This window comes from Bradyrhizobium sp. A11 (assembly GCF_042077125.1).
GTDB classification, from domain to species: domain Bacteria; phylum Pseudomonadota; class Alphaproteobacteria; order Rhizobiales; family Xanthobacteraceae; genus Bradyrhizobium; species Bradyrhizobium japonicum_B.
The window spans coordinates 4898760-4922232 of the sequence record NZ_CP149509.1 but is presented as its reverse complement, the minus strand read 5'-3'; the positions used below and the strand labels follow the sequence as shown (position 1 = coordinate 4922232).

Sequence of the window (23473 nt, the reverse complement as noted above, 5' to 3'; positions counted from 1 at the left end):
ACCGCGCCACTTGCGCGAAGTCGTCGGGAGTGCTCTTGCTTGAGCCGGGGCGGCCGGCCCCGATCCAGAGAGATGAGATGAGCAAGCTCGTTATCCGCGCCGGCGATTTCACCTTCGATGCCCGCTTCGAGGAGCAGCTGGCACCCAAGACCGTCGCCGCCTTTCGCAAGGCGCTGCCGTTCGAAAGCCACATCATCCATGTGCGCTGGAGCGGCGAGGGCGTGTGGATGCCGCTCGGCGACCTCGATTTCGGCGTCGGCTACGAGAACCACACCAGCTACCCCGCGCCCGGGCAGATCATTCTCTATCCCGGCGGCATCAGCGAGACCGAGATCCTGCTGGCCTATGGCAGCGTCCATTTCGCGAGCAAGATGGGCCAGCTCGCCGGCAACCATTTCATCACGCTGACCTCCGGCCTGGAGAATCTGGCAACGCTGGGCAAGAGCGTGCTGTGGAAGGGCGCCCTGCCGATCCGCTTTGAGGAAGTCTGAGTGACCGATAAAAGCTACCCGCGCGATCTCCGCGGTTACGGCCGCAACCCGCCCCACCCGCAATGGCCCGGCGATGCGCGCATCGCGGTGCAGTTCGTCGTCAATTTCGAGGAAGGCGGCGAGAACAACATCCTGCACGGCGACCCGGCCTCGGAAGCGTTTCTGTCCGACGTGCTCGGCGCGCAGCCGTGGCCCGGCCAGCGCCACGCCAATATCGAATCGATGTTCGAATACGGCTCGCGCGCCGGGTTCTGGCGGCTGTGGCGGATGTTCGGCGAACGCAGCTGGCCGACCACGGTGTTCGGCGTCGCCACCGCGCTCAAGCGCAACCCCGAGATCGTAGCGGCGATGAACGAGGCGGGCTGGGATATCGCCAGTCATAGCCTGAAATGGATCGAGCACAAGGACATGACCGAGGCGCAGGAGCGCGCCGAGATCGCGGAGTCGATCCGCGTCCATACCGAAGCCACCGGCGCGCGGCCGCTCGGCTGGTACACCGGACGCTCCTCGATCAACACCAACCGTCTGCTGATGGAGGAGGGCGGCTTCCTCTATCTCTGCGATTCCTATGCCGACGATCTGCCCTATTGGATCAAGGGCGCGAACGGCAAGCAGCTCGTCATTCCCTATGCGCTGGATGCCAACGACATGCGCTTCATCAACCCGCAAGGGTTTGCCGAAGGCGAGCAGTTCTTCACTTACCTCAGGGATGCCTTCGACGTGCTCTATGCCGAAGGCGAGACCGCGCCCAAGATGATGTCGGTCGGCCTGCATTGCCGCCTCGCCGGCCGGCCCGGCCGCGCTGCGGGCCTGATCCGCTTCCTCGATTATATCGGCAAGCACGAGCGTGTCTGGGTGCCGACGCGATTGCAGATCGCGCAGCACTGGCACGCCAGGCACGCGCATCTTGCCGCCGACGCATTTGAGATCGGTTGACGATGTCGCAGATCTCCCTGTCCGATCTCAATGCCGCTGCAAAACCCGATTTCGTCGCCGCGCTGGCCAACGTCGTCGAATATTCGCCGTGGATCGCCGAGCAGCTCGCCGACAAGCGGCCGTTCGCCGGCATCAACCAGCTGCACACGGCACTGATGGCGGCGATTCAAAGCGCCGACCCCGATGTGCAGTTCGCGCTGATCCGGGCGCATCCCGATCTCGCCAGCAAGACCCGGCGCGCGGCAGGCCTCACGGCGGACTCGACCAATGAGCAGAGCAGCGCCGGCCTCGATCGGCTGTCGGATGCCGAATACGCCGCCTTCGAGCGCGTCAACAACGCCTATCGCGCCAAGTTCGGCTTTCCCTATATCGTCTGCGTGCGCCGGCACACCCGGGATTCCGTGCTGCGCGATTTCGAGGTCCGGTTGCGCAATATCGCCAAGACCGAGACGCGGCGTGCGATCGAGGAGATCGGTCGGATCTCCGCGCTGCGGCTCGATCAGCTCGTCATTGCCGACGACGCGTTGAAGGTGCATGGCCAATTGTCGACCCATGTGCTGGACAATCACATCGGCAGGCCCGCGGCGGGCATCCCCGTGGAGCTTGTCGAACTTTCCGCGCTCGGCGAGAGCCGCGTCATCACGCGCGCGGTCACCAATGCGGACGGCCGCACCAACCAGCCGCTGATCGGCGGCCGGCCGCTGCCGATCGGCCGTTACGAGCTCAGATTCAGCATTGCCGGATACTACGCCGAGCGCAACGTCCAGCTCACCGACCCGCCCTTCCTCGACGAAATCCCGCTGCGCTTTGCGATCAGCGAGCCGGAAGGCCACTATCACGTGCCGCTGCTGGTCACGCCGTGGAGCTATTCGACCTATCGCGGCAGCTAGCCGCCGAACTTGTCGAGCAGCGCCGGAAACAGCCGGTCCGGCTTGAACGGCGGTGCAGTGAAGCGGATGCCGGTGGCATCGGCAATGGCATTGCCGAGCGCGGCAGCGACCGGATTGTACGGGCTCTCGCTCATCGACTTTGCTCCCAATGGACCGATGCTGTCGGACGTCTCGGCGAAGAACACCTCGGTGCGGGGCACGTCGGCGAATGAGGGCAGGTGGTAGTCGCGGAATTTCGGGTTGATGACGCGCCCCTCGGCATCGATCACCATCTCCTCGTAGAGCGCGGCGCCGAGCGCTTGAGCGACGCCGCCTTCGACCTGGCTGCGGCACTGCATGGGATTGGCGACGACGCCCGCGTCGGCCGCATGCACGCTCCTGAGAATCTTGAGCTCGCCGGTGCCCCGGTTCACGGCGATGCGAAAACCCTGCACGTTGAAGCCGACCGAGCGCGGCGTGCCGCCGGAATTGCCGTTGCCTGTGAATGGTCGTCCGCGTTCGCCGCCGAGCTTCGCCAGCTCCACAAAGGACATGCGCCGAACGCCGCAGACGACCGCATTGTCCTCGAGCACACAAGTCCCGACGTCGCACAGCCACGCGCCGGCGGCGGCCGCCTTCAGCTCGGTCGCGAGCTGCATCGAGGCCGCATGGGTCGCCTTGCCGGCGACGAAGATGCCGGCACTGCCATAGGCGCCGGTGTCATGGCCGCCATGGGCGGTGTCGGACTGGCGCAGGTGGATCCTGTCGACGGTGGTCGCAAGTGTGGTCGCCGCGATCTGCCGGTGCACGGTGCTGGTGCCGTTGCCGAACTCGGCGGTGCCGACGGTGAGCTCGAAGCCGCCGTGCTCGTTGAGCACGATCGTGGCGTCGGCGATATGTCCGGCCGGCGGCACCGTGTGGATCATGGTCAGCGCGACGCCGTCGCCGATCAGCCAATCCGGCGACAGGTCCGGCTGTGGATCATCGGCCTGCATGGCGCGCTCGACCAGGTCGAGACACTGGTCGAGCCCGTAGGAGCCGTAGACGACGTCGTGATACTCGGACGGCGGCGGCGACAACATGGGATCGCCGGGCCTGATGATGTTGCGCCGGCGCATCTCGTAGCCGCTGATGCCGAGTTGCTTCGCCAGCTCGTCGATTGCGGCTTCCACGGCAATGAGCGCCTGTGGCAGGCCGTAACCGCGAAACGCCCCCGCCGGCACCGTATTGGTATAAACCGCAAAGCCATCGACCCGCTTGTTCGGGCAATTGTACACGGCGATGGATTCCGCCAGGGCGTGGAACATCACGGGCCCGGCGTGATTGCCGTAAGCGCCGGTGTTTGACAGCAAATCGAGCTGGAGCGCGGTGAGCTTGCCGCCGGCGTCGGCGCCGGCCTTGATGTGGATCCGCATCGGGTGCCGCGTCGAGGTCGCGATGAACTGTTCCTCGCGGGTGAACTCCAGCTTGACAGGGCGGCCAGTCTTCAACGCAGCGAGCGCCAGGATGTCCTCGACGAACATCTCCTGCTTGCCGCCAAAGCCGCCGCCGACGCGTTCGCAGAACACACGGACCTTGTCCATGGGAAGCTGGAAGATGTTCGACAGCGCGCGGCGGGTCAGGAACGGCACCTGGGTCGAACTGCGGACATTGAGCACGCCGGACTCATCGAGCCAGGCGAGGCCGCCATGGGTCTCCAGCGCGGCATGCTGCACGCGATGACTGTGGAAAGTGCCCTCGTAAGTCACGGCGGACGTCGCGAGCGCCGAGGCGACGTTGCCGAATTCGCCATGCGTCTCCGCCGCGAGGTTGCGCTGGGGATCGGCGATGCGGTTCGCGGTGGTCCGTTCGGGATGAATGATGGGCGCGCCCGGCGCCATCGCCTGCTCGGGATCGATCAGCGCTGGCAGAATCTCGTAATCGACCTTCAACCGCCGGCACGCCTCCTCGGCGGCGGCCTCGCTCTCGGCGACGATTGCGGCAACCCGCTGTCCGATGAAGCGGACGACCTCGTCGAGAACGCGGGTGTCCTCCGGGTCCATCCAGTCCATCTCGTGCCGCGCAGTCGAGATCAGGACCGAAGGTGCATCCTCGTGCGTCAGCACCGCGTGCACGCCGGGAATTTTCCGGGCTTGCGACGCGTCGATCGCGACGATCCTGGCGTGGGCGTGAGGCGAGCGCGCCAGCTTGACGTGGAGCAGGCCGTCGATTGCGGTGTCGAAGGTGTAGCGCGCGATGCCACGCACGATGTCGGGGCCGGCGGGCGCCGGCAGGCTGCGGCCGAAGGCGGCGCCGGCCTCGACGCCTGTCTCGACGTTGGTCTTGCCGAGCAATGCATCCTCGATCGAGCGGTAGCCGGTGCAACGGCAGATATTGCCCTTCAGCGCCGCGCCGAGATCGGTGCGCTGGGCCTGGTTCAGCGAGGCGCAGGTCAGGATCATGCCGGCGGTGCAGAAGCCGCATTGAAAGCCTTGCGCGTCGAGGAAGGCTCGCTGCATCGGATGCGTGCCGTGGTCTCCACCAAGACCTTCGATCGTGGTCACGGGGCGTCCCTCGGCGCGGAATGCCGGGATCAGGCAGCTATGCACCGGCTCGCCGTCGAGCAGCACGGTGCAGGCGCCGCAATCGCCGGCATCGCAGCCTTTCTTCACGCCGAAATGGCCGAGCTCGCGCAAGAAGGTGCGCAGGCATTGGCCGGCGCGCGGCTCCTGCCAAAATCTCTTGCCGTTGATCTCGAAACTCACGGCATTGCTCCCAGGAGCTCGCGGCGAATCTCCTCGGCGAGCCGCAATGTCATGTGCTTGCGCCAGAGTGGCTGGCCGTGGATGTCGTTGTGGTATAGATCGTCGGTGATCTGCTGTGCGATCGCCGCGTGCAACGCACTCGCGTCCGGAACGCCGCGAAAGGACAGCCGGATCGGCCGTACCGTCGATGCGGTAACCGTGAGCGTCAACGTGCCATCGCCATCGAGGCTGCCGATAAGGAGCGCCGCCGAGCGGCCGACCGGTGCCAGCGAGATCTGGCGAAACGCCGTGCGGCGCTTCAACGCGGCAATCGGAACATCGATCCGGCGAAGCAGGTCACCCGGCGTCAGGCGATTGCGCTGGTTGCCGGTGATGAAGTCGATGACCGGAATCTTCTGCTCGCCGCCACCGGCCTTCCAGATGGTGCAGACGCCATCGAGCGCGGAAGCGAGCGAGATCATCGGCCCTGCCGGCAGCGACATGCAGAGATTGCCGCCGATGGTCGCGGTCTTCCAGATCTTGAACGAGGCCAGAAAGGCCCGGCAGCACTGGCCGATCAGCGGCGCTGCGCGCCAGTCAGGCGGGCAGACGAAACCATCGAGCTGTGCGATGGTGCAAGTCGCGGCGATGCTGAGATGGTTCTCGGTGACCGTCAGCGCCGGCCATTTCAGATCGGTGAGATCGATCAACCGTGTCAGATGAGTCTGCGGCTCCGAGAACAGCCAGGTGCCGCCTGCCAGCCAAGCATCTCCCGCCGTCCAAACCGGGAGCTGTGCGCGCGTTTGCGGATGGGCGACCGCTGTGATGGTATTCAAGTCCATGGCTGCGCCCACGCTTGCGTCGGGGTGAATCGTCCAACAGAAAGTCTTGCAAGACCAGAGCCAAGTCGCAACAAGAAGTCGCAACGACAAGTCGCGGCAAGACGGCGATCGGACCCGCCTCCGTCTTGCGGTCCTGTCGTCAACGAATGTGAGGAGAAGCGGAATCATGGGCGACACAAGGCCGATCTGGATCAGGGATCCCCTGGCGATCTTCGCCGACGGTGCCGAGCGCGGGATTGTGGTGACGGACGGCCGGATCGTCGAGCTGGTGCCGGCCGGCGGCACGCCTGCGACTGCCGATGTCGCGGTGTTCGATGCAAGCGAGCACGTCGTGCTGCCGGGCCTGATCAACACCCATCATCACTTCTACCAGACGCTGACGCGGGCGCTGCCGGCGGCGATGGACCGCGAGCTGTTTCCCTGGCTCCAGGCACTCTACCCGGTGTGGGCGAGGCTGACGCCTGAGGCACTCGAGCTCGGTGTCACCGTGGCGATGTCCGAGCTGCTGCTGTCGGGCTGCACCACGACGACCGATCATCATTACGTTTTCCCGACAGGACTCGAAGGCGCCATCGACATCGAGGTCGGCGTCGCAAAGCGGCTCGGCGTGCGCGTGCTGCTGACGCGCGGCTCCATGAACCTGTCACAGCGCGACGGCGGCTTGCCGCCCGACAGCGTGGTGCAGGATGAGGACACGATCCTCGCCGACAGCGCGCGCGTGGTCGCCGAACATCACCAGCGTGGTCCGGATGCGATGGTGCAGATCGCGCTGGCGCCGTGCTCGCCGTTCTCGGTGACGACGTCCCTGATGCGCGCAACCGCCGATCTCGCCGACAAGCTCGATGTGCGGCTGCACACCCATCTCGCCGAGACCGAGGATGAGAACAAGTTCTGCGAGCAGATGTATGGCTGCCGCCCGCTCGACTATCTCGAACAATGCGGCTGGCTGAATGCGCGAACCTGGCTCGCTCACGGCATTTTCTTCAACGCCGACGAGATCAAGCGGCTCGGCAAGGCCAGGACGACCATCAGCCATTGCGCCTGCAGCAACCAGTTGCTGGCCTCAGGCTGCTGTCCGGTCTGCGAGATGGAGGAGGCCGGCATCGGGATTGGGCTTGGCGTGGACGGCTCGGCCTCGAACGACGGATCGAACCTGATGCAGGAGGTGCGGGCTGCATTCCTGCTGCAACGGGCCCGCTATGGCGTCACGAAAGTCAGCCACAAGGATGCGTTGCGCTGGGCCACAAAGGGCTCGGCGGCCTGCGTCGGCCGGCCGGAACTCGGCGAGATCGCCGTCGGCAAGGCGGCCGATCTCGCGCTGTTCAAGCTGGACGAGCTGCGCTTCTCCGGCCACGGCGATCCCCTGGCCGCGCTGGTGCTGTGCGGGGCGCATCGGGCCGACCGCGTGATGGTAGCTGGACAATGGGTCGTGATCGACGGCGCGATTCCCGGTCTGGATGTCGCCGATCTCATCCGTCGCCACAGTTCCGCGGCGCGGGCCCTGCAGGTGGGATAGGGGTAGAAATTGAAAGAGGGGGCGACCACAAGTGCCGGGTGCTTCTGGCCACCCCCTCCGAACCTCCTCCGGGAGGAGCAGGTAATTTGGGCAAAGCAAGAAGCGTGCTACTTGCCCGGCAGCTTATCGTCGATGCCCTTGACGTAGAAATTCATGCCGAGGATCTGGCTGTCATCGAGGTGATCGCCGCCCTTGCACTCCACCGGCTTGCCGTCCTGCCCAACAATCGGGCATTTGAACGGATGCAGCTTGCCTGAGGTGATCGCGGCCTGGGCATCCTCCGCCATTTTCTTCACCTCGTCGGGCATGTTGGTATAGGGCGCCATCGTGAACATGTGGCTGTCGAGGCCGCCCCAGCGGTCCTCGGACTTCCAGGTGCCGGCGAGCTCGGCCTTGACGCGCTCGATGTAGTAGGGGCCCCAGGTGTCGAGGATCGAGGTCAGCTGGGTCTTCGGCCCGAACTTGATCATCTCGGAGTCCTGGCCGAAGGCGAGCTTGCCGCGTTCGCTGGCGATCTGCATCGCCGCGGGCGAATCCGTGTGTTGCATGATCACGTCGGCGCCCTGGTCGATCAAAGCCTTGGCGGCATCGGCTTCCTTGCCGGGATCGAACCAGGTGTTGGCCCAGATGATCTTGACCTTGATATTCGGGTTGATGGTCTGCGCCGCCAGCATCGTCGCGTTGATGCCGGAGACGACCTCCGGAATCGGGAACGAGCCGATATAGCCGAGCACGCCGGACTTCGACATCTTGGCCGCGATCAGGCCCTGAATGTAGCGGCCCTGATACCATCTGGCCGAATAGGTCGACATGTTCGGGTTGCGCTTGTATCCGGTGGCGTGCTCGAAATGCACGTTCGGATATTTCTTGGCGACCTTCAGCGTCGGGTCCATATAGCCGAACGACGTCGTGAAGATCAGCTTGTTGCCGGCGCGGACGAGCTGCTCGATGGAGCGCTCGGCGTCGGGGCCTTCGGGCACGTTCTCGAGATAGGTGGTCTCGATCTTGTCGCCCAATTCCTTCACCAGAGCCTGGCGCCCCAGATCGTGCTGATAGGTCCACCCCAAGTCTCCGATCGGGCCCAGATAGATGAAGCCGACCTTCAGCTTGTCGGCGGCGGAGGCTGCACCAATGCTCCCGGCGAGCAACAGTGTGGCGGCCAGCGCAAGAAGTGATTTCCTCATCATCGATCTCCAAACATCAGGGGAAAGCCACGATCCGCAACCTGCGCGCCCCATCGCGCCCGTCGCGAAAATGTAAATCAGCGGTCAGGTACGAATGCGGTCCCGAGCGCGGCCGGTGCGGTCGAGCCGCCGCTGCGCGCGCGGGAGAGCAGAACCAGAACGAGGATTGTCGCAAGATAAGGCAGCGCCGACATGAATTGCGAGGGAATGCCGACGCCCCAGCCTTGCGCATGCAGCTGAAGGATCGTGACGGCGCCGAAGAGATAGGCGCCGACGACGAGCCGGCCCGGCCGCCAGGACGAGAACACCACCAGCGCCAGCGCGATCCAGCCGCGGCCCGCGGTCATGCCGGGAATGAAGAACGGCGTATAGGCGAGCGGCAGATAGGCGCCGGCAAGCCCGGCGCATGCGCCACCGAACATCACGGCGAAGGTGCGGATGCGCAACACGGGATAACCGAGCGCATGCGCGGAGACGTGATTGTCGCCGCAGGCGCGCAGGATCAGTCCCGCGCGCGTGCGGTACAGGAACCACCAGACGGCGACGACGAGCGCAATGGAGACGTAGACGAAAGCGTTCTCCCCGAACAGCACGCGGCCGACCAGCGGGATATCGGTGAGGCCCGGAATCGACAGATGAACTGCCGGCGTGATGCGCTCGCCGACGAAGCCGGCACCGACCAGTCCGGACAGCCCGACGCCGAGGATGGTCAGCGCAAGTCCCGTCGCGACCTGGTTGACGGCGAGCCCGAGCGCCATCAATGCGAAGATCAGCGACATCATCGTGCCCGCGAGGATGCCGAACAATGCGCCCATGAAGATCGATCCGGTGAGCCAGGCACCGGCAAAGCCGCAGGCCGCGCCGACGATCATCATGCCCTCGACGCCGAGATTGAGCACGCCGGAGCGCTCGGTCACGAGCTCTCCGGTCGCGGCGATCAGGAGCGGCGTCGATGCGGCGAGGACCGAAAGGACGATGGCTTCAACGAGTTCCACGGGCCACCTGACGGTTCGGGAAGACCAACCTGAAGCGATAGAGGATCAGGGAATCGCAGGCGAGCACGTAGAACAGCAGAACACCCTGGAAAACCTTGGTGACATCCAACGGGATCTTCATCGCGATCTGCGCTTGCTCGCCGCCGATGAAGGTCAACGCAAGGAAAAGGCCTGCAACCAATATTCCAAGCGGATTCAGCCGGCCGAGGAAGGCAACGATGATCGCCGTAAAACCATAGCCTGGGGAGATGCCGGGCTGGAGATGGCCGACGGGACCTGCAACCTCGATGATGCCGGCAAGGCCCGCGAGCGCGCCCGACACCGCGAAGGTCAGGATGACTAGATGGTCGGCTTTGAAGCCGCCGAACCGCGCCGCACGGGGGGCGGCGCCGACGACGCGGATCTCAAAACCCTTGATGGTTCGCCCGAGCAGGATTGCGGCAGCCGCCACGACAAGAAGCGCGATGATCGCGCCGAGGTGCAGCCGGCCGCCCTCGATCAGCAATGGGACGGTCGCCACCGGATCGAACTCGGCCGTGGTCGGGAAGTTGAAGCCGTGCGGGTCGCGCCAGGGGCCGCGCACGAGATAGTCGAGGAGAAGGTCGGCCACATAGACCAGCATCAAGCTGGTCAGGATCTCGCTGGCGCCGAACTTCACCTTGCAGATCGCCGGGATCAGCGCATAGAGCGCACCTGCGGCGGCGGCAAGGACGAACATGGCCGGGAGCACCCAGGCGCCGGCGTCGGTGCCTTGCGTCCTCACCGCGATCCAGCTTCCGGCCACCGCGCCGATCAGGAATTGGCCTTCGGCGCCGATGTTCCAGGCATTGGCGAGATAGCAGAGTGACAGTCCGATCGCGATCATCACCAGCGGCGCGGCCTTCACGGCGATCTCCTGGAGCGAATAGCCGTCGGTCAAGGGCGCGATGAAATAGGCGTGCAATGCGAGCAGCGGATTCTTGCCGAGGATCGCTAACAGGATCACCATCGTCGCGATCGTGAGGCCGACCGCGATCAGCGGCGAAACCAGCGCGATCGTGCCGGAGCGCTCGGCGCGCTTCTCAAGCACCAACTGCATGCGCCGCCTCCTTCGGCTCCAGGCTGCTGCCGCCCATGAGAAGGCCGAGCTTTTCGCGCGTCGCCTCGCTGGCGGCGAGCGGCGCTGACAATTTGCCGTGGAACATCACGGCGATACGATCGGCGATCTCGGCGAGTTCGTCCAGATCCTGGCTGGTCACGAGCACGGCGGCGCCGGCGGTGGCGAGATCAAGCAGCGCCTGGCGAATGACGGCAGCGGCGCCGGCGTCGACGCCCCAGGTCGGCTGGCTCACGACCAGCACCGCGGGCTTGCGCAGGATCTCGCGTCCCACGATGAATTTTTGCAGATTGCCGCCGGAGAGGGACGCTGCTTCGGGATCGCGCTTGGCCTTGCGCACGTCGAACGTCTCGGTCGCACGGTCGACGGTCTTCAGCGTGGCGGCGGTATCGATGAAGCCGCGATGCACCATGCCGCTCGCGGCATGTCCGGTGAGCAGCGCGTTCTCCGAGAGCTTCATGCGCGGTGCCGTGCCGTGGCCGAGCCGCTCCTCGGGAACGAAGGCGGCCCCCAGCTTGCGCCGTTGCGTGATGGAGAGATGGCCGGCGGCAATGCCTTCGATCACCACCGTACCCGGATCCTTTGACAATCGCTCGCCCGACAGCGCGGCGAACAACTCGTCCTGACCATTGCCGGCGACGCCGGCGATGCCCAGAATCTCGCCGCCCTTCAGTTCGAACGAGATGTGCTCGAGCCGCACGCCATGCGCCTCGCTCGGTCCGAGCGACAGATCGTTGACCACGAGCCGCGGCACGGTGGTCCTCCGGCGGGCCGCCGCCTTCACCTCCTTGATCTCTCCGCCGACCATCATGCGCGCGAGCGAAGCGGCGGTCTCGCGCCGGGGATCGCAGGTCTCGACCTTCCTGCCGCCGCGCAGGATCGTGGCGGTATCGCAGAGCCGCTTCACTTCCTCGAGCTTGTGGCTGATGTAGAGGATGGCGCGACCTTCGGACTTGAGGCGTTCCAGCACGATGAAAAGCTGATCGGATTCCTGCGGCGTCAAGACCGCGGTGGGCTCGTCCAGGATCAGGAATTTCGGGTCCTGCATCAGCGCACGGACGATCTCGATGCGCTGGCGCTCGCCGACCGACAATTGCCAGGCCTCGCGCTGGGGATCGAGCGGAAGGCCGTAAGTCTTCGACACCTGCGCCAGCCGTGCCGACATGTCGTTGAAGGATTCCCGTCCGTCGAGGCCGAGCGCGACGTTCTCGGCGACCGTGAGGTTGTCGAACAGCGAGAAGTGTTGAAAGACCATACCGATGCCTCGGCGGCGGGCGTCCGAGGGGCCGGACAGCACAATGCGCTCGCCCTGCCAGTAAATTTCACCGGAGCTGGGCTGGATCAGCCCGTAAATTGCCTTGACCAGCGTCGACTTGCCGGCCCCATTCTCACCGAGCAACGCATGGATTTCACCGGGCCAGATCTCGATGTCGATGGAATCGTTGGCGAGAAAATCGCCGTATCGTTTGGTAAGCCCGATCGTCCGCAGCAGCGGAGATTCGCCGGAATTCAGGCCGTCAGGTATTGAATCCAACATTCGCGGATGCGCTTGCATGGGTGAAATGTCTCGATAGTGGGCCAGTTTGGAGCCCGGCGTAAGGTGTGAAAATGCGTCATCCCTTGCTCAACGCTTCGGCAGGAAGCGGGCGCCTGTTGCAGATATGTGACGGTCCAGGCCAAATTGGAACCCGCTATGCAGACTTGACGTCGCAGTGAGCAAAGTCGCGCGATCACGCCTGTGCCGACGCCGCTGCGCGGGTGCGGCTAGGGGCGATCGACGGGCCGCGGGAAGGATCGCCCGAGGCAGGTTGATGCAATCTGGCAGCCGGCAAGTCATCTGGACGAAACACGAATCAGCCAAGCTTCGGATGGTGACCGCACCATCGGAGTTACTCCTAGTCCACATATGAATAGCGACATCTCGTTGTCTTCAGATCGCGGAAACCGATTCTACCGAGGTGTTGCTGCGACGTTTTTCGCCAACACCCTCCAGGCGGTCAATTTTCTCGGGGATCGATTCCTGAGAAAATCGTCGCATTCGTTGTCGGCCATCGAGGACCTCTACCGGCACGCGATGGACAGCGCATTTTCGGTGACCGAAGCCTTCCTCGTCACCGGCGCACCCCACGCATCCGCCTACTACCCCCGCGACTTCGCCTGGTTCTATCCTGACGTCCTCGACCCAGAAACCATCATGGATGCGCAGGACGCGGTGCGGAGGGCGCGGCTTCTCGACAGGAGCATCCGCTTGTTGCTGGAGGCGGCTCGCGCCGATGTCGTCACGACGACCATCGTCCCGGCCGGGCGCGGTCGATACCTCGGCGTGAACTACTTCTCGCGCCCATCGGATACGCTGCTCGGCATTCTGGCCGGCCTGCGGCAGATGATCTTGGCCGACCAGAGGGCGCCGTCCTATCTGGCGATGTCCCAATGCGCGCATGCCGGACGCCTGCTGCTGGCTGAGTATGGCGGTGACCTGAGGCGCGCAATCCTCAAGCTCGCAAGCGAGCTCGAGCCGTCCGATCATGACGGCAGCTCCTGTTTGCTGTGCGACGCTCGTGGCCCTCGCTCCGCCGCAACGGATACCCGCGCCGAGCGCCGGCGCTTCGTCACCAATGCCTGCGTCCACACGACCTTCGTGTGGGGCGTGCAGCTCGGAATCGTCGATGAGAACGAGCTGAAGAGGCTGCTCGGGCGCGACCTCGTGCAGTATAAGAAGGACCTGCTCCGTCTGTTCGGCAGGGACGGATATATCAGGCATTCTCTCGACGGGCCGGAGGGCCCGCCGGCGTCATCAGTTGCGCTGGATTTCGTCAGCGTGCATCGCGGCTTCTGGAATCTGAACGATGCTGGCGAGCGGGCGCTGTTCGCGGCCACGGCGGATCTGATCATTGCCGAGCCGCGCTTTCGCATCCCCAGCACGTTCCACTTCCTGGTGTCTGCGGATAACCCGCGGAACAAGCTGATCCACAAGATCGCGGCGCCTGCCTATCAGGGACGTACCTCCTGGCCGACGTTCAACGTCGAATTCGCGGATCGCATGATCGACTATGATGAATTTTCGGGGAGCGACACCTACCGTTCCTGCGCCCAGGGAATCTTGAAAGACATACGAACTGCGACTGAGCTGCACGGCGGATATCAGGAGCTGATCTCCGAGCAGGGGCTGAAATATCGCACCTGGGCCTATAAGGGCGCGGTAGCCCACTCCTGGTTTCCGCGCTTCCTGTCCGTCTGGAGGAGGGCCTATGGATCGCCGCTCCTGCAGTGGAACGACTGACCTGCGGCGATATGCCGGCAGGGATGTCGCCGAGGATCAGCGCGAACCTGTCACGCCACGAGATCCAGCAACCGGCACGATCCGCGCACGAGCACCTTGCGTCCGGCCGGCGTTATCGCAGGTACGCCGTCGTTGATGGCAACGAGGCCGAGCTCGACGAGGCCTTCGACAAGATAGGACTTCGCCAGGCGGCCGTTCGACAGCGGGTTGCGTAATGTACGCAGCGCTTCCCACTGGTCCGGCGCAAGTTCGAATTCGAAATCATTGCTCATGTTGCCTCAAGGGTCGTGCCGTTTCGCGCCCCTGTTAGCGGCGCCGCATGAAGACCATGCGACGACAATGAGTCGGGAATTCGGTAGGCCGTTTAGAACACCTCTTCACAAATTGCCGCACTTCGTTGCGACAAGAGAAGAAGATCGCCTGATCGGGAATATGTCGTGGGCTCGATCACTAATTGATGATCCGCAGTTGATGTTGCGGTGCGAGGCTGTTGCAGTGCACAGGAAGCATCGCTGTCCCATGATGCGTCGCGAGATGCACAGAAATGGTGAAGCGAGCAATCAGGGACTCTGTTAGGTTGATACGCGGGGAATGACTTCACACGGCAGGAGTGGAGTGCATGAACAGGCTGGTCGAAATTCGCAGTCAGGAATCCCTGTGCCGGGAGCGTGCGGCTCTCGATTTGGATCGCCGGCTGTTCTGGCTTGCGCAAGCCGAGGAATGGGAGCAACGCGCGCTCGACGAAATCGCCTATCACTTCCGGGAGTGTAACCTCGGCCAAGCGGAGCTTGCGCGAAACTGACGTTTTGCCAACGAGGTTGGCCGCGCGCGGGACCTATTGATAAGTCGCCACGATGTCGGACACGGCGCGCTCGAGTTGCTGCGCGGTGGCGCATTGGCGCACGACGCTGCAGAAGGTCGCGTAGCTTGGCATCTCGGAATCGCCGAAGCCCCAGGCGAGCCGCCCTTCGGGATTGAGCCAGACCAGCCGCTTCGAACGTTCGGAGATGCGGCGCAGGATGTCGGCGCGCGGGTCGAGATTGTTGCTGCGGGCATCGCCGAGCACGATCACCGTGGTTTGCGGCGTCAGCGCGCTCATGAAGCTCTTCTCGAAATCGACCAGCGAAGAGCCGTAGTCGGACGAGCCAAAGCCGACCTTGGACATGATCTCGGCCATTGCCTCTTCCGGCGATTTCGCCTCCAGGATGTCGCTGACCTCGATCAGATGCGAGGAGAAGGCAAAGGAACGGACGTCATCGACGACTTCGTGCAAGGAGTGGATCAGGAGCAGGAAAAAATCCGAGACCTGAGCGACCGAGCCGGAGACGTCGCAGAGCGCCACGATCTTCGGCCGGTCGCGATGCTTGCGCTTCCACGCGGTCAGGAACGGCACGCCGCCCCAGGCCGCGTTGCGGCGCAGTGTGCGGCGGACGTCGAGATGGCCGCGGCGCTGGCGCTTGCGCGGCTTGGAATAGCGCTCGCGCAGCCGGCGCGCGATCTGGCGGATGAGGGCGCGCATCTCGGCGACCTGGCGCCGCTCGATGCGGGCAAGCGGCGCGTTGCGCAGGATTTCGTTGCGAAGATTTTCGGCCTCCTCGCGGGCATAGAGCGCAAGCCCTTGCGCGACCGTGTCGCGCACCGCCTCGCGCAAGGCGTCGAGCGCGGCGCGCAGGCGCTCGGCCAGCGCGGGATTGGTCGCGGTCAGCTGGTCGAGATCGTCGCGCAGGCGCTGCAGGCCCATGGCGTCGAGGATGCGGCTGGAGAAGATGCCGCGCTGGGTGGAGTAGCGGATCTCAGACAGGGAGGCCGCACCGGAAGCGCTGGCGATGGCGGCTGCGATCGCATTGCGGTCCTGCGACAGCAGCATCTGCGCAAGCGGGCCCAAACCCTCAGGAGGCTGCCCTTCGCCCGGCTCGCTGGCCGAGCTGGAAGCGGGCGACTGATCCGTGTCCTGCGAGGCGTCGTCGTCGTTCGCCTCGGGCTGGTCCTGCCGCAGCTCCGGCTGGCTGAAGAACAGATCGAAACAATCCCCGAGCGCGAGCTTCTCGTCCTTCGACTTGGCGAGCGTCAGCAGCAGCGCGTCGCGCAGCACGGCTCGGTCGGAGATGCCGACTTGTGCGACCGCGCGCATCGCATCGATGCTTTCGGCAGGCGAAACGTGAACGCCGACGCCCCGCGCTGCCCGAAAGAAACGATGGAGGTTCTCGCGCATCGGCGTCAACCGAAGACGTTGGACCGTGCCGCCTTGGCGATGAAGCTCGTCACCTGCGGCGATGCGGCCTCGATGTCGGCTTCGTATTTCAGGAGCACGTTGAGGGTGTCCTTGACGATATCGGTGTCGAGCTCGGCGGCCTGGAGCAGCACCAGAACGCGTGCCCAGTCGATGGTCTCGCTGACCGACGGCAGCTTCTTCAGATCCAGCGAGCGGATCTCGTGGATGAAGCCGACCATCTGCCGGCGCAGCGCCTGCGAGATGCCGGGCACGCGGCTTTCGACGATGCGCTCCTCGAGCCGCTGCTCGGGAAAGCCGATATGCAGATGCAGGCAGCGCCGCTTCAAGGCGTCGCCGAGGTCTCGCTCGCTGTTGGAGGTGAGGATCACGGTCGGCGGCGTGATGGCCGAGACGGTGCCGAGCTCGGGGATCGTGACCTGGAAGTCGGACAGGATTTCCAGCAGCAGCGATTCAAATTCCGCATCCGACTTGTCGATCTCGTCGATCAGGAGCACGCAGCCGCCCGGCTGCTCCAGCGCCTGGAGCAGGGGACGCGGCTCGACGAATTCCTTGGAGAAGAACACGTCGCCAAAATCGTGGAGCTGGGCGAGCGCGGCATGCAACGTTTGCGCACCGCCGAGGACTTCGCCGAGCTTGTCCTTGAGGATCTGCGTATACAGAAGCTGCTTGGCGTATTTCCACTCGTAGAGTGCCTTGGCCTCGTCGAGGCCTTCGTAGCATTGCAGGCGGATCATCTTCATGCCGCGCCAGGCGGCGATCGCCTTGGCAAGCTCGGTCTTGCCGACGCCCGCGGGGCCCTCGACCAGGATCGGCTTCTCGATCTGCTGCGACAAATAGACGGCGGTCGCGATCTGCCGGCTGGCGATATAGCCCTGCGCGGCGAGGCCGCTCTCCACTGCCTCGATCGAGGTCGAGGCCTTCTGATCAGCCACGAATGGGCGCTCCCAAGGTCTTGCTTGAGGCTTGTTCTGCCTGCGTTCCCGGCAAAGAACAAGCCTCGTTTGGGAGACATCAGACCCGCATCAGCGGCGTTTTTTCCGCTGAACGCAAATAGTTGCGCGGTAAGCCGTCCGCGGGATCAGTGCCGCAGCACTTCCGGCTTGCGGATGGTCTGTCTGACCTCGGCGCCGCAATCGGCGCATTCATAGACAAAGTCGATCTTGGCAAGGCTCCAATGCGGCTCGACCTCGCGCACATACATCGGCAGGAACCCCATGCAGGTGGGACAATTCACGGGCGCGATTTCGCCGTCCTGATGATGCTGTACATAAGCTGGCATCTCGGCTCTCCTTCGCAGGCGACCACCAAACCCCGCGCAGAAGCTACTGCCGGTCGCTTCATGCGCGTCATCAACTTTTTCGAACGGAGGTCGAACGGCGGAGGTTTGTCGCTCGCTGTGACATTCTTGTTACGTGTCTGTACTGTAACGGGCAGACGGAATGCCTATTTCTGCGGCCAATCCGGCTTTCTCGGACCCTCACCCAACGATAAAGGGAGCAACGCCCATGACCCATGCCATTCGTTTTCACAAGACCGGCGGTCCGGAAGTCCTGGTCTGGGAGGAGGTCAGCGTCGGCAAGCCCGGGCCGGGCGAGGCGCGCATCCGCCACACTGCGGTCGGACTCAACTTCGTCGACATCTACAACCGTTCGGGCCTGTACCCGGCGCAACTCCCGAGCGGGCTCGGCAGCGAGGCGGCCGGAATCGTCGAGGAGGTCGGGCCCGGTGTCACCGATCTGAAGCCGGGCGATCGTGTCGCCTACGGCGCCTCGCCGCTCGGGGCCTATTCCGAGGCGCGGCTGATCCCTGCCGACCGTTTGCTGAAGCTGCCGGACGGCGTCGACGACAAGACCGCGGCGGCGATGATGCTTAAAGGGCTCACCACACAATATCTGATCCGGCAGACCTATCGGGTGAAGGCCGGCGACACAATCCTGCTGCATGCGGCGGCCGGCGGCGTCGGCCTGATCCTGAGCCAGTGGGCCAAGCACCTCGGCGCGACCGTGATCGGCACCGTCAGCAACGACGAGAAGGCCAAGCTCGCCAAGGCGCATGGCTGCGATCACGTCATCATCTACACCCGGGAGGACTTCGTGAAGCGGGTGGACGAGATCACGGGCGGCAAGAAGGTGCCGGTGGTCTATGATTCCGTCGGCAAGGACACGTTCCTGAAATCGCTGGATTGCCTCGCGCCGCTCGGCGTCGCCGCGCTGTTCGGCCAGTCCTCCGGCGCGGTCGAACCGCTCAATCTCGGCCTGCTGGCTCAGAAGGGCTCGCTCTACGTCACCCGCCCGACCCTGTTCACCTATGCCGCCAAGCGTGAAAACCTGGTTGCGATGGCCGGCGAGCTGTTCGACGTCGTCAAGTCCGGCGTGGTCAAGATCGAGGTGCACCAGACCTATCCGTTGAAGGATGCCGCCAAGGCGCATGCCGATCTCGCCGCACGCAGGACGACGGGATCGACCGTCCTCACGGTCTGATCCGCTCCGGGACGTTGGCGCAGGCTCTCCTGCGTCACGCCCGTTCGTGCTTGCGCAGATCGCGGGCGTGGTCGAGGCGGGCTGCCTGGAGGTCGACCTCTTCCGGTGGAATCTGGGGCAGGGTCGCCTCCGTCAGGATGGCCTCGGTGACGTCCTCGACCGAGTTCTCCGCGATCTCGTGGATGAACGAGACATTCTGGTACTCGCCCGAGGCGATGCGGGAGACGACCTCGCGCCTGGTGATTTCGGGATCAACGACCGCCTCGCGGCCGCGCCGCCCATAGTCGATCATCACGACGAAATATTGCATGAAAACGATCCTGCCGCGCTCCCGTCACCGGGAACGCGGCAGAGTATTTCCGAAAAACGGAATAAAGTCAAGGATTGTTTCTGAAAAACGGAATTTTGTCCTACTTGCTCTTCTTGCGCGGCCGCGCCGACTTGGCGCGCAGCCGCTCGAGCTGCCCTTTGGGCATCGACAGGCAGATTTCCCCGACCCAGTCGAGCTTGACGCCGACAATCGGCTTGGCATTGAAGCTGGTAAGATTGACGACGGACGGACTCTTCCCCCGCTCGATGGTCTTCAGATAGCGCTCGCCGGTCTTGAGCCGGACCACGGCCTCCTCGCCGTAGAAGCTCGACAGCGGATGGCGCTGATCCTTGTAGACCACGATTACGTCGCCGCTCTCGTATTTGGGCAGCATCGAATCGCCCACGATTTCGAATGCGACGGTTTCTTCCATGATCGGGAAGGGCAAGGTGATGTCGCCTAGCCCCTCCGGCGGAACCTGCTCGTAATCCGGCTCGATCACGGCGCCGGCGCCGACCCGGCCCATGATCGGCGCGAGATTGAGCTCGAGATATTCCATGATCGGAATGATCTCCGAAGCCTTCACCAGACGTTCGCCGCCGAGGATCTCCGAGACCGCGCCGGGGCGCACGCCCATGGCCGCCGCCAGGCCGCCCTTGCTCTTGCCCGTCTTCTCCAGGCCCCGCTCGATCATTGCAACGTCCAACATGGTGATTCCCTCGATTGCGCACCGTCCTGGCTCTTGTAATCCGAAATTCGGAATTGATGCAATTATGAATATCAGAATTATTGCTTGACTCTAACTTCGGAATACCGGAATGTGTGTTTCGCCTCCCGGTCGCTCGACGAGGGAAGCGCATCACAGGACAGCATCATGGAACCGGGCCATTGGCCGTCGGAGCATTCCGACGCGCTTCGCGACTATTTTCGCAAGGGCATGTCTTATGCGGAGATCGGAAGACAGATTAATGCAAGGTTTGGAACGGCTTATACCCGCAATGCGGTGATCGGCCGCGCCAAGCGGCTCGGGCTCGTCATCCCGGAATGGATAACGAGCCCGTCGATCACGCCATATTTGCCGGGCGAGGCTCCGGTTTCGCCGCGCCGCGCGGTGTTACCGAACCTGAACGTGCCGCCGAAGTCCGCAATGAAGCCTGCGGCGCCGGTGAAGTTGCGCTGCGTCGGCGTTCAGCCGCGCCTGCTTCAGCTGGTCGAGCTCGAGCCGGCCGATTGCCGCTATCCCTATGGCGGCGACAAGGACGGGGAGGAAATCGCCTTCTGCGGTCATCCCTGCCGGCCGGGCTCCAGCTATTGCGCGCCGCATGCGCGCCTGACGCGCCGCTCTGGTGCGGCGTCTGCCCGCGCCCCCGGTCCCGTCGTGCTGAGGCTGGTCTCCGCTGCCTGAGTTCCCCCCTTCCGTCGTCAATTTCGCAAGGAGTATCCGAGTGGCTCGTGTCCGACGCAACAAGTCCTACAAATTAGCCAAGATCTACGATCGGCGGTCCCGCGAGGTGCCGCTCAATGCCGAAGTGGCGGAGGTCGAGATCGACAATCCGCTGGCGCTCGATTCCGGTGAGAAGATCCTGGCCATCCGGTCGATCCGTGGCGACCCGCTGGGGCGGCTGCACGCACACCACCAGATCGACGAGGCGCAATACCGTGGCGGGCGTGCCTTCCAGAACGATTGGGAGAGGGCGGAGCGGGGGCCTCAGGCGGTGGACCCGACCCGGGAATATGTCGACGGCACGCGCACGCGCGACCCCATCACCGAGAGCCAGCGCCAGGCGGTGTTGCGGTTGAATCGGGTCGAGCGCGAGCTTGGCACCGACGGCGCGGCGCTGGTGCACGACGTGCTGATCCTGGGCCTGACCATGGATCAGATCGGCGCGCGTCGCGCCGTTCGGACGCAGCGCTGGAACGATTATTTTGCGCGGCGCTTTCGCGAATGTCTGGACCGGCTGGCGCTGATCTACGGCTTTGCGACGGAAACGAGCGCCCGACGGGCAGAGCGGCGCGGGTGAAGCTTATGGGTGCGGTACGATCCGATAAGGCGTCGTGTACGGCTCGACGCGCAGCGAGGCATTGGCCAGAAGCCCGATCTTGGCGGTCGGCGCCTGCTGCAATTCGCCGTTCGGGCCACGATGCACGTTGTACTGCCATACCGTGAGGTCGCCCTTCTGCGCAAGCGCGTGCGCAACCGCGCTCGCATCATTGCCGCCGAGTCCCTGGAGCTCCTCTGTCGATAACCCGATCACGATTTCATCCTTGACCGTGACGATCTTGAACAGGTTCATCTTGGTCTCCTGCGCCCATGCGCCTTGTATCGAGAGGGTGAAAAGCGCGACCGCGGCGCCCTTGATGAGATCGCAGCGAGAAATCATGCCGTCGTCCTTGGTGTTGAGGCGCGCCCGAATCGAAGAGTTCAGCCATGGCGCCCGTAATCTGCGTGGCCGTGTCGCAACGGCTTGGTCGCTCGCATATGGACAATGGTTCATGGGCGAGACCTGCGGACCGACGATGCGACATCCGTGTCGAGATCGGGACGCTGAGATCAGCTTTCGAGGTCGATGTTCATTTGTCGCCGATACAACCGCTGGGGCCAGACTCAACAATTACGTGTATGCGCCGAGAAGCGCACTTGTGCAGCCAATGAGCATTCATGTCGGAAACAAGCCGAAACGCTGTGCCAATTGACAGCGGTCGGGACTGTGTGGCGTGATGGATGCCGCTTCTTGACGCAGGTGGGTGACGGCAACCGATATTCCTGTTATCCGGAATTGCCGCGCTGCGATGCAGACGAAGCATCTCTGCGCTCGCTGTCGGACTTGCCGGACGGGTTGTTCCCTGACATAATTGCAACTAAGTGGTTGAGCGTTGTTGGGGCATGTCGTTCAGCATGCCGGCTGGCCGGGGCCACCCGGCCGACAGTTTGTCGCCATAGGTCCTATTGTGGCGTCTTGCTGCGGCGTTCGGTCTCGCGTAGATCACGAAGGCTGACGCTTGTCATAGGTGCGAGATGAAGAACCTCAATTTCGCGGCTGAATTGCACCTCAAGCTCGGCGCGCCCGCAAGCGGCACGGTCGAAAGTCTGCGCCTGCTCCGCGCCTTCCTGAAGCTCGCACCGCGACAGCGTTTCGAGGTGATCAAGCTGGTCGAAGACCTCGCCACCGAAGAAGCCCTTCCCGAGCGCCCGTTGTCCTGAGTCCGGCCTCGTGCCGTCACTTCCTGCCCTAAAGTGCGATGAGATTCGGGCGAATCGCCATAGCGCTTCAGGCTGTTGTTTGCGCATGATCTTTCCGGAAAACCGCTGCGCACTTTCCCGGATCATGCCCTAGCCGGGCCCCCGGCGAGGTTTCCCCGAGGCTGGCCGCTGGAAGGTGATCCGGCAAGTGTGGTATTCAGTCGGGAAAGCGGGAGGAGTGCGACCATGATCGAACCGAAGCTGGAAGTTCCGGCCGAACTGCGCGACCTGGCCGAGAAGACGATTGATCAAGCCGAAAAAGCGTTCGGCATGTTTTTCGAAGCCGCCAGCAAGTCAATGTCGTCCGTTCCGGGCGCCGGGACGGAGGTGTCGAAGCAGGCGTTGAATTTCACCGAGCAGAATATGAAGTCGGCCTTCGAGCATGCGCGCAAGCTGGTTCATGCCAATGACCTTCAGGAAGCGATGCGAATCCAGTCCGATTTCCTGCGCAGCCAGTTCACCAGTGCTGGAGATCACATGCGCCAGATGACCGGCAGTCTTATGCAATCGGGCAAGGACAAGTCCTGATTCTCGTTCTGTACGCAGTCTGCCCACAAATTGAACTTGCGTGGCGCGGCGATCCGCTTTTCGATGCGGGCGCAGATCCATGACGGGCCACCGAATGACCTTGTTCGCCGTCCGTCATCTCTTCTGCTGATCCCTGTCGGTCCTCCGGCAGGGATCTTTATTTACATGTGTGGCAGGTGTTGTGCTCGGCGCGGCACTCAAGCGCGATGAGATCAGGAAGAGTAGTCATCGCGCTTTGGATTGTTGTTTGAGCTTTTCGGAAAATCGCTGCGCGCTTTCCCGGATCATCCATTAGCGCAGCGATGCGATGTAAGCCGCGATGTCGCCCGCTTCGGTCCGGCTCAGGGGGAAATTCGGCATCTTCGGGTGCGGATCGAGCAGGAAGAAGGCGAGCCTCTCCGGACTGAAGTCCGGCCTGCGCGCGATAGAGGCAAAGGAGGGGACGTCGGCGCTCGCCTGGGCCTGGCCGTTCGCGACGATATGGCAGCTTGCGCACCAGCGCTTGGCGAGGTCGGCACCGTGATCGGCATCGGCTGCGAGCGCGGGCGACGTGCCAACGCTCGAGGTTACGGCAAGCATCAGGCAGATTCGTCTCAAATGCTGGTGCATCGGGTAGCCTTCTTGCATTCCGTCGGCCAAGCCTATCCGCAGCACGATCCCGGAAATTGCGAGAGATCAATGCGGGCGATGATCGACCGCAGCAGCTTGCGGACCGAACGATAGAGATGCCGTACGCCTGCCGGCATTCT

At 63.9% G+C, this 23473-nt stretch carries 25 protein-coding genes; 11 read left to right on the top strand and 14 right to left on the bottom strand.

All coding sequences use genetic code 11. The features are described from left to right. Positions 1 to 77 precede the first annotated feature (77 nt). From WI560_RS23205 to uraD, 3 genes are read left to right on the top strand one after another with little or no spacing between them, the layout of a single operon-like run. Positions 78 to 491 carry a DUF3830 family protein gene (locus WI560_RS23205; RefSeq protein ID WP_248879009.1) on the top strand — a complete coding sequence of 138 codons (414 nt, stop codon included), beginning with the start codon at positions 78 to 80 and terminating at the stop codon, positions 489 to 491. Beyond that, positions 492 to 1427: an allantoinase PuuE gene (gene puuE / locus WI560_RS23200; RefSeq protein ID WP_375305018.1), complete on the top strand. Its 936-nt coding sequence runs from the start codon at positions 492 to 494 to the stop codon at positions 1425 to 1427. It begins immediately after the preceding gene. A 2-nt stretch (positions 1428 to 1429) separates the two neighbouring features. Beyond that, entirely contained in the window at positions 1430 to 2317 is an 888-nt protein-coding gene (uraD, locus tag WI560_RS23195) for a 2-oxo-4-hydroxy-4-carboxy-5-ureidoimidazoline decarboxylase (protein WP_375305017.1), read from the top strand. Here uraD and WI560_RS23190 read toward each other — a convergent pair. Both WI560_RS23190 and WI560_RS23185 read right to left on the bottom strand, forming a co-directional pair. Beyond that, a complete protein-coding gene (locus WI560_RS23190) occupies positions 2314 to 5040 on the bottom strand; it encodes a molybdopterin-dependent oxidoreductase (protein WP_375305016.1) in 2727 nt (908 codons plus the stop codon). The genes uraD and WI560_RS23190 overlap by 4 nt on opposite strands. Beyond that, complete coding sequence (locus tag WI560_RS23185) at positions 5037 to 5861, bottom strand: FAD binding domain-containing protein (protein WP_375305015.1); 825 nt, start codon at positions 5859 to 5861, stop codon at positions 5037 to 5039. The genes WI560_RS23190 and WI560_RS23185 overlap by 4 nt, the downstream gene beginning before the upstream one ends. A gap of 166 nt (positions 5862 to 6027) precedes the next feature. On the opposite strand from WI560_RS23185, the gene WI560_RS23180 reads away from it, so the two are divergent. Continuing rightward, a complete protein-coding gene (locus tag WI560_RS23180; RefSeq protein ID WP_375305014.1) occupies positions 6028 to 7377 on the top strand; it encodes an 8-oxoguanine deaminase in 1350 nt (449 codons plus the stop codon). A 107-nt stretch (positions 7378 to 7484) separates the two neighbouring features. Here the strand turns inward: WI560_RS23180 and WI560_RS23175 are convergent, their stop codons facing one another. The 4 genes from WI560_RS23175 to WI560_RS23160 form a co-directional block, all read right to left on the bottom strand. Further along, positions 7485 to 8561, bottom strand: coding sequence for a BMP family ABC transporter substrate-binding protein (locus WI560_RS23175; protein ID WP_375308889.1), 1077 nt, complete (start codon positions 8559 to 8561; stop codon positions 7485 to 7487). Between the two features lie 77 nt (positions 8562 to 8638). Beyond that, positions 8639 to 9556, bottom strand: a complete 918-nt coding sequence (locus WI560_RS23170; RefSeq protein WP_375305013.1) for an ABC transporter permease — start codon at positions 9554 to 9556, stop codon at positions 8639 to 8641. Beyond that, positions 9543 to 10634 (bottom strand): ABC transporter permease, encoded by a 1092-nt coding sequence (locus tag WI560_RS23165; RefSeq protein ID WP_375305012.1) that lies wholly within the window; start codon positions 10632 to 10634, stop codon positions 9543 to 9545. Before WI560_RS23165 ends, WI560_RS23170 begins: the two co-directional genes overlap by 14 nt. Further along, positions 10618 to 12207, bottom strand: coding sequence for an ABC transporter ATP-binding protein (locus WI560_RS23160; protein WP_375305011.1), 1590 nt, complete (start codon positions 12205 to 12207; stop codon positions 10618 to 10620). The genes WI560_RS23165 and WI560_RS23160 overlap by 17 nt, the downstream gene beginning before the upstream one ends. 351 nt (positions 12208 to 12558) lie before the next feature. On the opposite strand from WI560_RS23160, the gene WI560_RS23155 reads away from it, so the two are divergent. Beyond that, positions 12559 to 13932, top strand: a complete 1374-nt coding sequence (locus WI560_RS23155; RefSeq protein WP_375305010.1) for a hypothetical protein — start codon at positions 12559 to 12561, stop codon at positions 13930 to 13932. 50 nt (positions 13933 to 13982) lie between these two features. Here WI560_RS23155 and WI560_RS23150 read toward each other — a convergent pair whose 3' ends face one another. Next, positions 13983 to 14204, bottom strand: a complete 222-nt coding sequence (locus WI560_RS23150; RefSeq protein WP_257175761.1) for a hypothetical protein — start codon at positions 14202 to 14204, stop codon at positions 13983 to 13985. A 347-nt stretch (positions 14205 to 14551) separates the two neighbouring features. Here WI560_RS23150 and WI560_RS23145 point away from each other — a divergent pair, with 347 nt between their 5' ends. Continuing rightward, positions 14552 to 14734, top strand: a complete 183-nt coding sequence (locus WI560_RS23145; protein ID WP_028137743.1) for a hypothetical protein — start codon at positions 14552 to 14554, stop codon at positions 14732 to 14734. 33 nt (positions 14735 to 14767) lie between these two features. Here WI560_RS23145 and WI560_RS23140 read toward each other — a convergent pair whose 3' ends face one another. The 3 genes from WI560_RS23140 to WI560_RS23130 form a co-directional block, all read right to left on the bottom strand. Continuing rightward, on the bottom strand, positions 14768 to 16144 hold the full coding sequence (locus tag WI560_RS23140) for a VWA domain-containing protein (protein WP_375305009.1): 1377 nt from the start codon (positions 16142 to 16144) through the stop codon (positions 14768 to 14770). A 5-nt stretch (positions 16145 to 16149) separates the two neighbouring features. After that, positions 16150 to 17097, bottom strand: coding sequence for a MoxR family ATPase (locus WI560_RS23135; protein ID WP_257175759.1), 948 nt, complete (start codon positions 17095 to 17097; stop codon positions 16150 to 16152). A 146-nt stretch (positions 17098 to 17243) separates the two neighbouring features. Further along, positions 17244 to 17444: a hypothetical protein gene (locus WI560_RS23130; protein WP_128919828.1), complete on the bottom strand. Its 201-nt coding sequence runs from the start codon at positions 17442 to 17444 to the stop codon at positions 17244 to 17246. 226 nt (positions 17445 to 17670) lie between these two features. Here WI560_RS23130 and WI560_RS23125 point away from each other — a divergent pair, with 226 nt between their 5' ends. Continuing rightward, the gene (locus WI560_RS23125) at positions 17671 to 18645 is read left to right on the top strand and encodes a quinone oxidoreductase (RefSeq protein WP_375305008.1); all 975 of its coding nucleotides are present in this window, start codon (positions 17671 to 17673) and stop codon (positions 18643 to 18645) included. A gap of 34 nt (positions 18646 to 18679) precedes the next feature. Here WI560_RS23125 and WI560_RS23120 read toward each other — a convergent pair whose 3' ends face one another. Next, a complete protein-coding gene (locus tag WI560_RS23120) occupies positions 18680 to 18955 on the bottom strand; it encodes a hypothetical protein (protein ID WP_028137738.1) in 276 nt (91 codons plus the stop codon). A 100-nt stretch (positions 18956 to 19055) separates the two neighbouring features. Then, positions 19056 to 19664: a S24 family peptidase gene (locus WI560_RS23115; RefSeq protein WP_028137737.1), complete on the bottom strand. Its 609-nt coding sequence runs from the start codon at positions 19662 to 19664 to the stop codon at positions 19056 to 19058. Positions 19665 to 19829: 165 nt separating this feature from the next. Between WI560_RS23115 and WI560_RS23110 the strand changes: the two genes are divergently transcribed. After that, positions 19830 to 20360 (top strand): GcrA family cell cycle regulator, encoded by a 531-nt coding sequence (locus tag WI560_RS23110; RefSeq protein ID WP_375305007.1) that lies wholly within the window; start codon positions 19830 to 19832, stop codon positions 20358 to 20360. Positions 20361 to 20400: 40 nt separating this feature from the next. After that, entirely contained in the window at positions 20401 to 20976 is a 576-nt protein-coding gene (locus WI560_RS23105) for a hypothetical protein (protein WP_375305006.1), read from the top strand. Positions 20977 to 20979: 3 nt separating this feature from the next. Here WI560_RS23105 and WI560_RS23100 read toward each other — a convergent pair whose 3' ends face one another. Next, positions 20980 to 21336, bottom strand: coding sequence for a hypothetical protein (locus WI560_RS23100; RefSeq protein ID WP_375305005.1), 357 nt, complete (start codon positions 21334 to 21336; stop codon positions 20980 to 20982). A gap of 635 nt (positions 21337 to 21971) precedes the next feature. Between WI560_RS23100 and WI560_RS23095 the strand changes: the two genes are divergently transcribed. After that, positions 21972 to 22157, top strand: a complete 186-nt coding sequence (locus tag WI560_RS23095; protein ID WP_028137733.1) for a hypothetical protein — start codon at positions 21972 to 21974, stop codon at positions 22155 to 22157. Between the two features lie 225 nt (positions 22158 to 22382). Beyond that, a complete protein-coding gene (locus tag WI560_RS23090; protein ID WP_028137732.1) occupies positions 22383 to 22724 on the top strand; it encodes a phasin in 342 nt (113 codons plus the stop codon). 291 nt (positions 22725 to 23015) lie between these two features. Here the strand turns inward: WI560_RS23090 and WI560_RS23085 are convergent, their stop codons facing one another. After that, complete coding sequence (locus WI560_RS23085; protein WP_375308888.1) at positions 23016 to 23333, bottom strand: c-type cytochrome; 318 nt, start codon at positions 23331 to 23333, stop codon at positions 23016 to 23018. Positions 23334 to 23473 lie beyond the last annotated feature (140 nt).